This window comes from Hypericibacter terrae (assembly GCF_008728855.1).
Classification (GTDB): Bacteria; Pseudomonadota; Alphaproteobacteria; order Dongiales; family Dongiaceae; genus Hypericibacter; species Hypericibacter terrae.
In genome coordinates, this window is sequence record NZ_CP042906.1 from 1,698,436 (window position 1) to 1,711,195 (window position 12,760).

The 12,760-nt window shown below is 67.7% G+C and carries 14 protein-coding genes; 7 read left to right on the top strand and 7 right to left on the bottom strand.

The features are described 5' to 3' along the window. Nucleotides 1–67: 67 nt before the first annotated feature. The 4 genes from FRZ44_RS07795 to rpsF all read right to left on the bottom strand — a co-directional run bounded on the left by FRZ44_RS07795 (nt 68) and on the right by rpsF (nt 2,988). A complete protein-coding gene (locus FRZ44_RS07795) occupies nt 68–1,294 on the bottom strand; it encodes an SAM-dependent methyltransferase (RefSeq protein ID WP_151176655.1) in 1,227 nt (408 codons plus the stop codon). Between the two features lie 293 nt (nt 1,295–1,587). Beyond that, nucleotides 1,588–2,193 (bottom strand): 50S ribosomal protein L9, encoded by a 606-nt coding sequence (rplI, locus tag FRZ44_RS07800; protein WP_151176656.1) that lies wholly within the window; start codon nt 2,191–2,193, stop codon nt 1,588–1,590. Between the two features lie 10 nt (nt 2,194–2,203). After that, nucleotides 2,204–2,464, bottom strand: coding sequence for a 30S ribosomal protein S18 (rpsR, locus tag FRZ44_RS07805; protein WP_151176657.1), 261 nt, complete (start codon nt 2,462–2,464; stop codon nt 2,204–2,206). Then, nucleotides 2,461–2,988, bottom strand: coding sequence for a 30S ribosomal protein S6 (rpsF, locus tag FRZ44_RS07810; protein ID WP_151176658.1), 528 nt, complete (start codon nt 2,986–2,988; stop codon nt 2,461–2,463). The genes rpsR and rpsF overlap by 4 nt, the downstream gene beginning before the upstream one ends. A gap of 282 nt (nt 2,989–3,270) precedes the next feature. Here rpsF and fabD point away from each other — a divergent pair, with 282 nt between their 5' ends. The 5 genes from fabD (at nt 3,271) to mltG (ending at nt 7,801) form a co-directional block, all read left to right on the top strand. Next, on the top strand, nt 3,271–4,224 hold the full coding sequence (gene fabD, locus FRZ44_RS07815) for an ACP S-malonyltransferase (protein WP_151176659.1): 954 nt from the start codon (nt 3,271–3,273) through the stop codon (nt 4,222–4,224). A 65-nt stretch (nt 4,225–4,289) separates the two neighbouring features. Then, nucleotides 4,290–5,027, top strand: coding sequence for a 3-oxoacyl-[acyl-carrier-protein] reductase (gene fabG, locus FRZ44_RS07820; protein ID WP_151180200.1), 738 nt, complete (start codon nt 4,290–4,292; stop codon nt 5,025–5,027). A gap of 175 nt (nt 5,028–5,202) precedes the next feature. After that, nucleotides 5,203–5,436, top strand: coding sequence for an acyl carrier protein (locus FRZ44_RS07825; protein ID WP_151118576.1), 234 nt, complete (start codon nt 5,203–5,205; stop codon nt 5,434–5,436). Between the two features lie 78 nt (nt 5,437–5,514). Then, nucleotides 5,515–6,777, top strand: coding sequence for a beta-ketoacyl-ACP synthase II (gene fabF / locus FRZ44_RS07830; protein WP_151176660.1), 1,263 nt, complete (start codon nt 5,515–5,517; stop codon nt 6,775–6,777). Between the two features lie 7 nt (nt 6,778–6,784). Beyond that, nucleotides 6,785–7,801: an endolytic transglycosylase MltG gene (mltG, locus tag FRZ44_RS07835; protein WP_151176661.1), complete on the top strand. Its 1,017-nt coding sequence runs from the start codon at nt 6,785–6,787 to the stop codon at nt 7,799–7,801. Between the two features lie 7 nt (nt 7,802–7,808). Here mltG and FRZ44_RS07840 read toward each other — a convergent pair whose 3' ends face one another. Next, nucleotides 7,809–8,597 (bottom strand): SDR family NAD(P)-dependent oxidoreductase, encoded by a 789-nt coding sequence (locus FRZ44_RS07840; RefSeq protein ID WP_151176662.1) that lies wholly within the window; start codon nt 8,595–8,597, stop codon nt 7,809–7,811. A 108-nt stretch (nt 8,598–8,705) separates the two neighbouring features. Between FRZ44_RS07840 and FRZ44_RS07845 the strand changes: the two genes are divergently transcribed. Then, on the top strand, nt 8,706–9,611 hold the full coding sequence (locus FRZ44_RS07845) for a YicC/YloC family endoribonuclease (protein ID WP_318526390.1): 906 nt from the start codon (nt 8,706–8,708) through the stop codon (nt 9,609–9,611). After that, nucleotides 9,608–10,306, top strand: coding sequence for a guanylate kinase (gmk, locus tag FRZ44_RS07850; RefSeq protein WP_151176663.1), 699 nt, complete (start codon nt 9,608–9,610; stop codon nt 10,304–10,306). The genes FRZ44_RS07845 and gmk overlap by 4 nt, the downstream gene beginning before the upstream one ends. 112 nt (nt 10,307–10,418) lie before the next feature. Here gmk and FRZ44_RS07855 read toward each other — a convergent pair whose 3' ends face one another. Both FRZ44_RS07855 and rsmA read right to left on the bottom strand, forming a co-directional pair. Then, complete coding sequence (locus FRZ44_RS07855) at nt 10,419–11,756, bottom strand: IS4 family transposase (protein ID WP_151175641.1); 1,338 nt, start codon at nt 11,754–11,756, stop codon at nt 10,419–10,421. Nucleotides 11,757–11,874: 118 nt separating this feature from the next. Next, nucleotides 11,875–12,741 (bottom strand): 16S rRNA (adenine(1518)-N(6)/adenine(1519)-N(6))-dimethyltransferase RsmA, encoded by an 867-nt coding sequence (rsmA, locus tag FRZ44_RS07860; protein ID WP_151176664.1) that lies wholly within the window; start codon nt 12,739–12,741, stop codon nt 11,875–11,877. Between the last annotated feature and the right edge of the window lie 19 nt (nt 12,742–12,760).

The following is a 12,760-nucleotide window of genomic DNA, read 5'->3' on the forward strand; positions in this document are numbered from 1 at the left end:
GCGACTCGGGAGCGGCGGTCTCGGTAGATCCACCCATCGCAGCGCGCTGGCCGCGACCGCCGAAGGGCTACGCCGCCGCGCTGGAGCGGGCCTGCATGGCGCGCTCGAAGTCGACCATGTAGTCGCGCGTCAGCGGCACCGCTTCCTGGCGGCGCGAGAGCTGCATCTGGAACACCATCTGCCCCATGTTGCGGAACGCGACCTCGCAGCCGACCAGATAGAACTCCCACATGCGGCAGAAGCGCTCGTCATAGAGGGCGCGGATCTTGTCGCGGTTGGCGTCGAAGCGGCGGTGCCATTCGCGCAGGGTCTTGGCGTAGTGGAGGCGCAGGATCTCCACGTCGGTGACCCAGAGGCCGACATCCTCGACCGCGCGGAACACCTCGGAGAGGGCCGGGGTGTAGCCGCCGGGAAAGATGTATTTGCGCAGCCAGGGATTGGTCGAGCCCGGAGGGTCCATGCGGCCGATCGCATGCAGCAGCATGACGCCGTCTTCGGTCAGGAGCTCCTTCACCTTGCGGAAGAATTCCCGGTAATGCTTGGTGCCGACATGCTCGAACATGCCGACCGAGATGATCCGGTCGAACGGGCCCTGCTGCAGCCGGTAGTCGCGCAGGTGGAAGCGCAGCCGGTCGGACAGGCCGGCGTCGCGCGCCCGCTGCTCCGAGACCTTGTGCTGCTCGGTCGAGAGGGTCACGCCGGTGACATCGACGTTCATGAGCTTGGCGAGATAGAGGCCGAGACCGCCCCAGCCGCTGCCGATATCGAGCACCTTCTGGCCGGGCTCCAGCAGGAGCTTGGAGGCCAGATGCAGCTTCTTGTTCGATTGCGCGAGCTCGAGGCTGTCATTGTCGGTGGCGAAATAGGCGCAGCTATATTGCCGGTCCTTGTCGAGGAACAGGTCGTAGAGCGTGTCCGAGAGGTCGTAATGATGCGCCACGTTCTTCTGGGCGCGGCCGACCGGATTGTGGGTATGGATGAAATGCAGCATCCGCCCCAGCAGCAGCTGGACGCGCTGCAGCGGGTGGCTCTCCAGGGCCGCGATGTTGCGCGTCACCAGGTCCAGCACCTCGTAGAGGGTGCCGTCCTCGACCGTGAGGCGGCCCTCCATATAGGCCTCGCCGAAGCGCAGCTTCGGATTGAGGAAGAGGTCCCGGTGCAGCCGATGGTCATGCAGCCGGATGGTCGGCACCGGACCGGGGCCGGGGCCAATGAGATGGACTTTGCCATCCGCGTCCACGACGCGGAGCTGGCCGTCCCGAATCACACGTTTCAGAATATGCGCGGCAAGCATCGCGCGGACACGCCTCTTCCCAGATATGAACCGCGATCGTCGGCTCGGGCCCCCACCCGGCCTGCAGGAAGACCGCAGGCTCGATCGCGCATCACATAACGTTAATCAGAACGGCAGGGCTTGTAAATGCAGGCAAAACCCCGGTCTACCGATTGCGACCCGCGCTCTCCGCAGGGCCGGCATGCGGATCGCGGGAGGCTCCAAAAAGCAACAGCCGCGGTCCCCGTTCAGGGAACCGCGGCTGCAGCAACTCGGTTCCGCTTGGCCACGGGATGGCCACCCGGCGGTGTCGATCAGGCTTCTTCCGCTTCGCCTTCGGCCTCGGCATCGCGCTGCGCCTTCACCTCGGGCGGCAGCTGGGCCTCGGCATCGGCCAACAGATCGTCGAGCGACGCCGCGCGGGCTTCGGTCGCGCCCACATAGCCGCCGTTCTTGAGCTGGATCTCGGCCTCTTCCTCGGACTTCGCGACGTTGGCCGTCACGGTGACGATCACCTCCGGATGGAGGGCGACGCGCACCGGGAACAGCCCCAGGGCCTTGATCGGCTTGTCGAGCACGACCTGACGGCGGTCGATGGTGACGCCCTTGGCGCTGACCGCCTCGGCGATGTCGCGCGGGCTGACGGAACCGAACAGCTGTCCGTTCTCGCCAGCCTGGCGCACCAGCACCACGCTCATGCCGTCCACCTTGCCGGAGACGCTTTCGGCTTCCTGGCGGCGCTTGAGGTTGTTGGCCTCGATCTGGTGGCGCTGGGTCTCGAAGCGGGCGCGGTTGGCCTCAGTGGCCCGCAACGCCTTCTTCTGCGGCAGCAGGTAATTGCGGGCATAGCCCGGCTTCACCTTCACCACTTCGCCGATCTGGCCGAGCTTCTCGACTCGTTCGAGCAGGATCACTTCCATGACGCGGCTCCTACTTCAACACGTAAGGCAGGAGCCCGAGGAAGCGGGCGCGCTTGATGGCCTGGGCCAGGATGCGCTGCTTCTTCGCGGACACCGCCGTGATGCGGCTCGGCACGATCTTGCCGCGCTCCGAGAGGAAGCGCTGCAGCAGCCGGATATCCTTGTGGTCGATCTTCGGCGCGTGCTGACCCGAGAACGGGCAGGTCTTGCGGCGGCGGAAGAAAGGCCGGCGGCCGCTGGCGCGGACGACGGTCGGTGTGCCCTCGCTCATGCCGGCTCTCCTTCGTTGCCGGCCACATGCCGGGGTTCACGATCGCCGCCGCCGAAGCGGTCGCCGCGATCCGGGCGGTCGCCGCCGAAGCGGTCGCCACGATCCGGACGGTCGCCGAAGCTGCGGCGCGGACGGTCGCCGAAGCGATCGCCGCCACGGCCGCCGCGCTCACCGCGGCCGCCGCGATCGTCGCCGTCGCGGTTGCGGTTCTGCAGCATGGCCGAGGGGCCCTCTTCGAGGGCCTCGACGCGAACGGTCAGGTAGCGCAGCACATCTTCGCTGATGCGCATGTTGCGCTCCATCTCCACCACCGCCGGAGCGGGCGCGTCGATGTTGAGCAGGGTGTAATGGCCCTTGCGGTTCTTCTTGATCCGGAAGGACAGGTTGCGCAGTCCCCATTGCTCTTTCTTGGTGACCGAGCCGCCATTGGCGGTGACGATCCCCGAGAAGGCTTCGGTCAACTGCTCCACTTGCGCCGAGGAAGCGTCCTGGCGCGTGATGAAGACGGTCTCATAGAAGGGCATTCGGTTCGCAGCTCCTTATGGCTGTTGAATGGCCCGGCGCTGGAAGGGCAAATGCCCCGCAACAGCCGCCCGGGCCTAGCCGGCACGCGACCGTCAAGGTCATTGGCCGGCAAGGAGTTTTCGAAGAGCGGCGCACTATACACATTGCTTTCCGCCCCGCAAGCTTTTCGGCCGCCGCAGGAGGGGACCTCCAGCCTGCAAACACTGGACAGGCCGGGAGGGCGCCGCTATCAATGGCCGCCGTTTCGGGCGTCCAAAAGAAAATATAGGAATTTCATAGAGATGGCTCGCGCTTTTGTGTTTCCGGGGCAGGGTTCCCAGGCGGTCGGCATGGGTCGCGCCCTGGCGGAGGCCTTTCCCGCCGCCCGGCTGGTGTTCGAGGAAGTGGACGATGCGCTGGGCCAGAAGCTGAGCCGGCTCATGGCCGAGGGACCCGAGGCGGACCTGACCCTGACCGAGAATGCCCAGCCGGCCCTGATGGCGGTCAGCATGGCGGCTCTCCGGGTCCTGACCACCGAGGGTGGGTTTTCGCTGCCCGACAAGGCGGCCTTCGTCGCCGGCCATTCGCTGGGCGAATATTCGGCCCTGGCGGCCGCGGGCGCGCTCAGCCTGTCCGACGCGGCCCGGCTGCTGAAGCGGCGCGGCCGCGCCATGCAGCGGGCGGTGCCGGTGGGCGAGGGGGCGATGGCGGCGCTGCTGGGCCTCGATCTCGAGGCGGCCGAGGCGATCGCCGCGGCGGCCCGCGAGGCGGGTCCCAAATCGGAGGTCGTCAGCGTCGCCAACGACAACGCTCCCGGCCAGGTGGTGCTGAGCGGACATAAGGTGGCGGTCGAGCGTGCCGTCGCCATCGCCGCCGAGCGCGGCACCAAGCGCAGCGTGATGCTGCCGGTGAGCGCGCCCTTCCATTGCGCCCTGATGCAGCCGGCGGCTGACGAGATGCGCGAGGCGCTGGCCGGCACCGCGATCGCCATGCCGGCCGTGCCCGTGGTGGCCAACGTGACGGCGAAGCCGGTGAGCGATCCGGAAACGATCCGCCGGCTCCTGGTGGAGCAGGTGACGGGGCTGGTGCGCTGGCGCGAAGGGGTGCTGGCCATGAAGGCGCAGGGCGTCGAGGAACTGATCGAGGTGGGCGCCGGCAAGGTCTTGACCGGCCTCACCAAGCGCATCGATCGCGAGCTAAAGGGCCAGGCGGCGGGGACGCCCGAGGAAATCGAGGCCGTCCTCAAGACTTTGTGAGCCCTTGTACCGCGACATGACGGCGACGACATAACTGACGCTTCAGGAGATCAATCGAGATGGCCATGTTCGATCTGACGGGCAAGAAGGCCCTGGTGACGGGGGCGTCGGGTGGTATCGGCGGCGCCATCGCGAAGGCGCTCCACGCGCAGGGCGCCGAGGTCGGTTTGTCCGGCACCAAGGTCGCGGCGCTCGAGGCGCTGGCTGGCGAATTGGGCAGTCGCGCGAAGGTCCTGCCGGCCAATCTCGGCGAGGCGGGCGGCACCGAGGATCTCGCCAAGAAGGCCGAGGCGGCGCTGGGCCAGGTCGATATCCTGATCAACAACGCAGGATTGACCCGCGACGGGCTCGCGGTGCGCATGAAGGACGAGGACTGGAACGCCGTCATGGACGTCAATCTGGGGGCGGCCTTTCGGCTCAGCCGGGCCCTGCTGATGCCCATGATGCGCCGCCGCTGGGGCCGTATCATCGGCATCACCTCGATCGTGGGCGTGACCGGCAATCCGGGCCAGGCGAACTACGCGGCGTCCAAGGCCGGCATGATCGGCATGTCCAAGGCGCTCGCCGCCGAGGTCGCCTCGCGCAACATCACTGTGAATTGCGTGGCGCCCGGCTTCATCGCGACCGCCATGACCGACGCGCTCAACGAGAAGCAGAAGACCGAGCTCTTGTCGCGCGTGCCGATGGGCCGACTCGGCGTCAGCGAGGACATTGCCGCCGCCGTCGTCTATCTGGCGGCGAACGAGGCGGCCTACGTGACCGGCCAGACCTTGCATGTCAATGGCGGAATGGCCATGATATAACGCTGCTGACAAAGGGCTTTTCCGAGGCCCTGGCTATAGCGGAACGGATATGTTAAGGGCACCGCGCCCTTGAGCCGCCCCCTTCGGGTGGCAGTAGAGTTCGGGGGACGGGACCCGCCTTCCGGCGGCCCCGATAAGCGAAAACCAGCGGGTGTGAGTTGAAGGGGCGAACCATATGAGCGATATCGCCGAGCGCGTGAAGAAGATCGTCGTCGAGCACCTCGGCGTCGATGAGTCCAAGGTTACCGAAGGTGCGCATTTCATCGACGACCTGGGCGCCGACAGTCTCGACATCGTCGAGCTGGTGATGGCGTTCGAAGAAGAGTTCGGTTGCGAAATTCCCGACGACGCCGCGGAGAAGGTGTTGACGGTGAAGGACGCGATCACCTTCATCGAGCAGCACAGCTGAGTTGAGCGCATTGGCTTTGCGCAGACTCCTGGGCGCCGCGACACTCTTGTCGATACCGTTCCATCTGCGAGAGGCGACATGCGACGCGTCGTAGTTACTGGCATGGGCTTGGTCACGCCGCTTGGCGTCGGCACCGAGTATGTCTGGAAGCGCATCGTAAATGGCGAGTCCGGCATTTCCGGGATTCAGTCCTTCGACGTCAGCGACCTGCCCTGCAAGATCGCGGGCCAGGTGCCGCTGGGTGACAAGGCGTCCGGCAATTTCAATCCGGACGACTACGTCATCCCCAAGGACCAGCGCAAGATGGGCCGTTTCATCCATTTCGCGATGGGTGCGGCGACCGAAGCGGTGCTGGACGCCAAGTGGCAGCCGACGGACGAGCATGAGCGGGAACGCACCGGCGTCCTGATCGGCTCGGGCATCGGCGGCCTCGAAGGCATCTACGATGCGGCGGTGACGCTGCATGAGCGCGGCCCCCGCCGCGTCAGCCCATTCTTCATTCCCGCCTGCCTGATCAACCTGGCGTCGGGCAATGTCTCGATCCAGTTCGGCTTCAAGGGTCCCAACCACGCGGTGGTGACGGCCTGCTCGACCGGCGCGCATGCGATCGGCGACGCCGCGCGGCTGATCCAGCTCGACGACGCCGACGTGATGGTGGCGGGCGGCACCGAGGCCTCGATCTGCCGTATCGGCGTCGCGGGCTTCGCCGCGGCGCGCGCGCTCTCGACCGGCTTCAACGACGAGCCGCAGCGGGCCTCGCGACCCTGGGACCAGGATCGCGACGGGTTCGTGATGGGCGAGGGCGCCGGCGTGCTGGTGCTCGAGGAGCTGGAACATGCGCGCAAGCGCGGCGCCAAGATCTATGCCGAGGTCATCGGCTACGGCATGTCGGGCGATGCCTATCACATCACCGCTCCCTCCGAGACCGGCGAGGGCGCCTTCAACGCCATGAAGGCGGCGTTGAAGCGGGCCAAGCTGACTCCGGACGACATCGACTATGTGAACGCGCATGGCACCTCGACGCCGCTCGGCGACGAGATCGAGCTGGGCGCGGTCAAGCGGCTGTTCGGCGACGCCGCCTACAAGATCTCCATGTCCTCCACCAAATCGGCGATCGGCCATCTGCTGGGCGCTGCCGGCGCGGTCGAGGCGGTCTTCTCCATCCTCGCGATCCGCGACCAGGTGGCACCGCCGACCCTCAACCTCGACAATCCGTCGGTCGGCTGCGACATCGACCTGGTGCCGAAGCGGGCCAAGAAGCGGACGATCCGGCGCGCCTTGTCGAACTCCTTCGGCTTCGGCGGTACCAATGCCAGCCTGATCTTCCAGGGTCCCGCCTAGCCCTGCCATGGCGCGGTTGCGCCGGCTGCTCGGGACGCTTCTGCTGATCCTCCTGCTGGTTCTGGGCGCCGCGGCCGCGGGCGCCTGGTGGGGTTATCAGCAATTCACGTCGGCCGGTCCGTTGACCGCGGACAACACCGTGGTCGTGCCCCGGGGCAGCAGCGTCAGGGCCATCGCCGGGCAGCTCGCCGACGCGGGCGTCATCAAGGATCCCTTCCTGTTCCGCCTCGGCGTGCGCCTGTTCGGCCAGCACAAGCCGCTGCGTGCCGGCGAGTACCTCTTTCCCGCCGGCATCAGCCCGCAGGCCGCGATGCAGCAGATGATCGACGGGCGCCAGATCCAGCATCGGCTGACCATCGCCGAGGGTCTGACCAACCGCGAGGTGCTGGAGCTTCTGGCGGCGGCTCCCGATCTCGATGGCGCGACGCCGGACCCGACGAGCGTGGGCCCCGAGGGCTCGCTCCTGCCCGAGACCTATTTTTTCATGCTAGGCGACAGCCGGGCCGATCTCGTCGCCCGGATGAAATCCTCCATGGACGCCGCGCTCGCCGAGCTCTGGCCGGCGCGCGCCCAGGGCCTCCCCTTCAAGGATCCCAAGGAAGCGCTGATCCTGGCGTCGATCGTCGAGAAGGAGACGGGCCTCCCCGAGGAGCGCCCGCATGTCGCCGCGGTGTTCCTCAACCGCCTCGCCCAGGGCATGGCGCTGCAATCCGACCCGACCGTGATCTATGCGATCACGCAGGGCCGTTCGAAGCTCGACCGCGCGCTGTTGATGAAGGACCTGGCGGTCGACAGCCCGTTCAACACCTATGTAGCCGTCGGCCTGCCGCCCGCACCCATCGCCAATCCGGGCCGCGCCGCCATCGAGGCGGTGCTGCATCCGGCCGAGAGCGACGATCTCTATTTCGTGGCCGATGGCACCGGTGGGCATGTGTTCGCGAAGACTCTGGCCGAGCACAACAAGAACGTGGCCGCCTGGCGCAAGGTTCAGGCGCAGAAGCGCAACGCGACCCAAGCCGAATAGGACGCCTTCACTTCTTCTTGGGCAGGCGCATCAGCAAGGGATCGGTCAGGCCCGGCGACAGCACGCCGAGGAGCCAAGCCGCGAAATACATCGGCAACGGGAAGGCGATGCGCGCGCGGTTGCGGGCGAGGCCGCGCTTGACGATGCGCGCGGCGCGTTCCGCGCTCATCAGGAACGGCATCGGAAAGTCGTTCACGGCCGTCATCGGGCTTTCGACATAGCCCGGGCAGATGACCGTGACGGCGACGCCCTTGGCGCGGCATTCGCCACGCAAGCCTTCGCCCCAGACCCGCACCGCGGCCTTGCTGGCGCAATAGGCCGGCGCTCCGGGAAAACCGCGAAAGGCGGCGAGCGAGCTCATCAGGGCGATCTGGCCGCGGGCTCTCCGCTCCATCCGCTGCAGCGCCGGCCAGACCGTGTTGGCCACGCCATCGACATTGGTGGCGAAGATCGCGCGTGCCTGGGCCTCGCTTTCGCCGGCGGTGCCGGTGCCCGCCGAGATCCCGGCATTGGCGACGACCAGATCGAGCGGCGCCCGATCGTCGGCGGTTTCGATCCAGCGCCGCACCGCGACCGCATCGACCACGTCGACGGCTGCCGTCTCGACCTCGGCGCCCGCGGCGCGGCAGGCGGCCTCGATCGATGCCAGCCGGCCCCGATCGCGTCCACCCAGCACCAGGCTGACACCGCTCGCCGCATAAGCCGACGCCAGTGCCGCACCGATGCCGCTCGAGGCCCCGGTGATGAGAATGCGCTGCGGTCGGTCGAGGCTTGGGGCGGCGGGAACGGGCGGCATGGATGGAAGGCTCCGGAGGGCCGCGGGCGGGGCGGCCTCGCTTGTTGCTATTTGGACCGCAGTATATAGTCGCGCGCTGGGGGGACGACACAACATGTCGGTGGCTTTGTGACGAAATCTGCGAGCGCCGTGGCCAGCATGACGGGCTTCGCCCGCGCCGAGATGGGCGAGGGCGATCGGCGCTGGAGCTGGGAGATCCGCAGCGTCAACGGGCGCAATCTCGATCTGCGGCTGCGCCTTCCGCCCGGTTGCGAGGCGCTCGAGCCGCAACTGCGCCAGGCGGTTCCGGAGCGCTGCCGGCGCGGCAACATCAGCGTTCAGCTCGACGCCGCGCGCCAGGGCCAGCCGCAGTCGCGCTATCGCGTCAATCGCGCGGCGCTCGATCAAGTGATCGCCGCCATCAAGGATGTGGGCCTGCAGATCGATGCCGAGCGCCCGCGCCTCGACGGGCTGCTGGCGCTGCCCGGCGTGGTCGAACGAATCGAGGAAGAAGAGACCGAGGAGGCGCGCGAGGCGCGGCTCGCATTGCTGCTGAAGGGATTCGGCGAAGCCCTCGACGGGCTGGTGCGGATGCGCGCCGAGGAAGGTGCCCGGCTCGCCCGCATCGCGCTCGACCAGTTGAGCGAGGTCGAGCGGCTGGTGGGCCGCGCCCGCAGCCTGGCCGCGGCCCAGCCCGAGGCGCAGAAGGCGCGCTTCCGCCAGCAGATCGGCGAACTGCTGGCGCAGATACCGGCCCTGTCGGAAGACCGCCTGGCGCAGGAGTTCGCGCTCCTGATCGCCAAGAGCGATGTGCGCGAGGAGCTGGACCGGCTGGCGGCGCATATCGACGCGTCGCGGGCCCTGGTCGAGGCCGGCGGCGCCATCGGGCGCAAGCTGGATTTCCTCTGTCAGGAGCTCAATCGCGAGGCCAACACTATTTGCAGCAAATCCGCCGATCTCGAGCTCACCGCGGTCGGGCTCGATCTCAAGGCCGTGGTGGAGCAGTTTCGCGAGCAGGTGCAGAACATCGAATGAGTGCGACGACCTCGAACAAGAAGAAATCCGGCGCCTCGGCGTCCGACCCGGCGGCGAGCGGCTTCGTCGAGATCCGCCGGCGCGGCCTGATGCTGGTGTTGTCCTCCCCGTCGGGCGCCGGCAAGACCTCGATCTCGCGGGCGCTCCTGGCGCGCGATCCCCTGCTGGAGATGTCGGTCTCGGCCACGACGCGGCCCAAGCGCCCTGGCGAGGTTCCCGGCATCGATTATCTCTTCGTCGACGCCGAAGAGTTCAACCTGATGGTCAACCGCGAGGAGTTCCTCGAATACGCCAAGGTGTTCGGGAACTATTACGGCACGCCGCGAGCACCCGTCGAGGCGGCGCTCGGCGCCGGGCGGGATGTGCTGTTCGATATCGACTGGCAGGGCACGCAGCAGCTCGACGCGCGGGTGCCCAAGGATCTCGTCACCGTCTTCATCCTGCCGCCCTCGACGCGCGAGCTCGAGCGCAGGCTGCATACGCGGGCCCAGGACAGCGCCGAGGAAGTGGCGAAGCGCATGGCCAAGGCCGCGGACGAGCTCAGCCATTGGCCCGAATATCACTATGTGCTGGTCAATCACGAGCTGGAGCAGACCATCCAGCAGATCCAGGCGATCCTGCAGGCCGAAAGGCTGCGCCGCGAGCGCCAGGTCGGCCTGCATGAATTCGTGAAGGCGCTGCGCGAGGGGCAGTAGGCAAGCAGGATCATGTCCCCTCCCCCGCGAAGCGGGGGAGGGCTAGGGAGGGGGAAGGCGAGATCGCGCAGCCCCCTCCCTAACCCTCCCCCTCAAGAAGGGGCTACGGGATTCACGGATTTTTGCCTTCGGTAGCGAGGGCGTAACCCTCGAGACGCGCGGCGAGTTGGTTCCAGCCATAGCGCATGGTCTTTGGTCCCGGGGGCTTGTAGTAGCAATTCCAACCGCCGAGACGAGCGGCGATCCAGGCGACGAAGGCGAGAGATCCGGGTGGGTGTGGGTTTTTCTGCCTCTGGGTCTTGCCCTCCAATTTTTTGGAGAGGCGCTCGAGCGGGATGGCGAAGGCCTCGTCGATCACATCGGTGGCGGGGCGCGGACCGCCATCGCGGGCATCGACCAGCTGGATGGTGCGCACCGCACCCGCCAATCCGATGGCGGCCAGATTGAACAGGCGCTCGGCGTCGACCAGTTGACTGTCTTCGAGGGCGAGGCCGTCGCTCTTCAAGGCGCGGAAGGTCTGCTCAATGCGCCAGCGCAACCGATAGAGCTGGACGACATCCTCGGCTTGCGCGCCATCGGCGACGGCATGGGTGGTGAGCAGGCGCCACAGCAGCGGGGTCTTACCGGCCGGCGCCTCGACCTCGCGGGCCTCGACCAGGTTGAGCTCGATCTCCCGAGGCAGCTTCTCCACCAGGCCGTTGACCGGCCGGGCGATCCGCACCTTCCCGGCACGCAGCTCCACGGTGGCGATGCGGCCCTTGTCGCCCGGCCCGCGCGGCGCCACCCGGACCTTGCAAACCCGGAGGCACGCTGCATCCCCGAGCGCCTCGAACAGAGGACTGCCCTCGGCCAAGTTGCGGTTCTGGGCCGCCCGCACGATCAAATCGAGACCCTCGGGCTTGCTGGCAAAGAGCGGGTAAAGATCGCTTTCCCGGTCGGCCACCATGGTCACGCGCGCCGCCCCGCTCAAGCTCGCGACCGCGCTCGCGCAGCCCGCCAGCCAGCGCGCCGATTCCTTGTCCCCCGAGGCCCGGCTGCGCCGGCGCGCCGCCGCCTCGTCAGCCCGCGTCCAGATCGCCGCATCGACCAGCCCGACCACTGCCTCGCTCTCCACATCCACCGCAATCACCGGATGGATGAAAAAGCCCGGCGTCGTTCCATTCCCCGCCGGCCCGAACCCACGGCGCTTCTTATCCCGGCCGGCGAAGTTGATCTCGGTCGTGTCCTGGACCGCCAGCACATGACGCCCCACGCATCGTTCCCCCGTTCGGCCCGCCAGCGTCTCGACAATCCGCTCCACCGAAACATAGGGCGAGGACAGAAACCGATGCACCGCCATCTCGCCCGCCCGGTTCTCTCCCAGCTGGCGCAGCACCAGCGACCCCGTCGCCGCAACCCGCTCGATCAGCCAATCCCCTCGCTTCTCAACACGAATATCGCCAAACGACATCGCCAGATCCTCGCAAAATCACCCCGAAGATCTTGAATCATATTTACTTCCAACACGGAATCACTTCCGTGAATGCCGTAGCAAGAAGGGGGAGGGGATATACCGTGTTACTCCCGCGTCACCCAGTCCGCCCCCGGCCTGCCGCCAGTGCCCTCGCCAGAGCGCAGAACTGCTCCACGCTCAGATCCTCCGCGCGCGCGGTCCCGTCGATCTCGGCCGCGGCCAGCAGCGCTGCGGCATCGGGTGCCACGGACCGCAGGCTCTGGCGCAGCATCTTGCGGCGCTGATTGAAGGCGGCGGCGGTGACGCGCTCCAGGATCTCCGCATCGGCGGGATATCGGGGTTGGGCCAGCGGCCGGATCTCCACCACGCTCGAGGTCACCTTCGGGGGCGGGGTGAAAGCCCTAGGCGGCAGGTCGAACAGCCGCTTCACGTCGGCGCGCCACTGCAGCGCGACCGAAAGCCGGCCATAGTCGCGCGAGCCGGGAGGGGCCGCCAGGCGCTCCGCCACCTCCTTCTGGAACATCAGCACCAGGCGCTCGAGCCGCGCCAGCGAGGGCAGCCAGCGCGCCAGCAATGCCGTCGAGACATTGTAGGGGAGATTGGCGACGATGCGGCGGGGCGCTTCGCCGAGCTTGGCGGGATCGATCTCCATGGCATCGCCCGCGACGATCTCGAGGCGGCCGGGATAGGCGGCGGCCAGTTCCTGCAGCGCCTCGACACAGCGCGGATCGAGCTCGATGGCGATGACCTTGCGCGCGCCATGGGCCAGCAGCGACCGGGTGAGGCCACCGGGGCCGGGTCCGATCTCGATGGTGGTGCCGGTACCGAGCTCGCCGCCGGCCCGGGCGATCCGGCCGGTCAGATTGAGGTCCAGGAGGAAATGCTGTCCGAGCGCGCGCCTGGCGGCCAGGCCGTGCCGCGCAATGACATCGCGCAGGGGCGGGAGGGTCGGCGCCGTGTCGGTCGGGGGTGGCTCGCTCATCGGCGCGGGCCCTCGGCGG

Bases quoted from the DNA above. Each gene is read 5' to 3' on its own strand.
- FRZ44_RS07795 (WP_151176655.1), bottom strand. From the start codon at position 1,294: ATGCTTGCCGCGCATATTCTGAAACGTGTGATTCGGGACGGCCAGCTC.
- rplI (WP_151176656.1), bottom strand. From the start codon at position 2,193: ATGGAAGTGATCCTGCTCGAACGAGTCGAGAAGCTCGGCCAGATCGGC.
- rpsR (WP_151176657.1), bottom strand. From the start codon at position 2,464: ATGAGCGAGGGCACACCGACCGTCGTCCGCGCCAGCGGCCGCCGGCCT.
- rpsF (WP_151176658.1), bottom strand. From the start codon at position 2,988: ATGCCCTTCTATGAGACCGTCTTCATCACGCGCCAGGACGCTTCCTCG.
- fabD (WP_151176659.1), top strand. From the start codon at position 3,271: ATGGCTCGCGCTTTTGTGTTTCCGGGGCAGGGTTCCCAGGCGGTCGGC.
- fabG (WP_151180200.1), top strand. From the start codon at position 4,290: ATGTTCGATCTGACGGGCAAGAAGGCCCTGGTGACGGGGGCGTCGGGT.
- FRZ44_RS07825 (WP_151118576.1), top strand. From the start codon at position 5,203: ATGAGCGATATCGCCGAGCGCGTGAAGAAGATCGTCGTCGAGCACCTC.
- fabF (WP_151176660.1), top strand. From the start codon at position 5,515: ATGCGACGCGTCGTAGTTACTGGCATGGGCTTGGTCACGCCGCTTGGC.
- mltG (WP_151176661.1), top strand. From the start codon at position 6,785: ATGGCGCGGTTGCGCCGGCTGCTCGGGACGCTTCTGCTGATCCTCCTG.
- FRZ44_RS07840 (WP_151176662.1), bottom strand. From the start codon at position 8,597: ATGCCGCCCGTTCCCGCCGCCCCAAGCCTCGACCGACCGCAGCGCATT.
- gmk (WP_151176663.1), top strand. From the start codon at position 9,608: ATGAGTGCGACGACCTCGAACAAGAAGAAATCCGGCGCCTCGGCGTCC.
- FRZ44_RS07855 (WP_151175641.1), bottom strand. From the start codon at position 11,756: ATGTCGTTTGGCGATATTCGTGTTGAGAAGCGAGGGGATTGGCTGATC.
- rsmA (WP_151176664.1), bottom strand. From the start codon at position 12,741: ATGAGCGAGCCACCCCCGACCGACACGGCGCCGACCCTCCCGCCCCTG.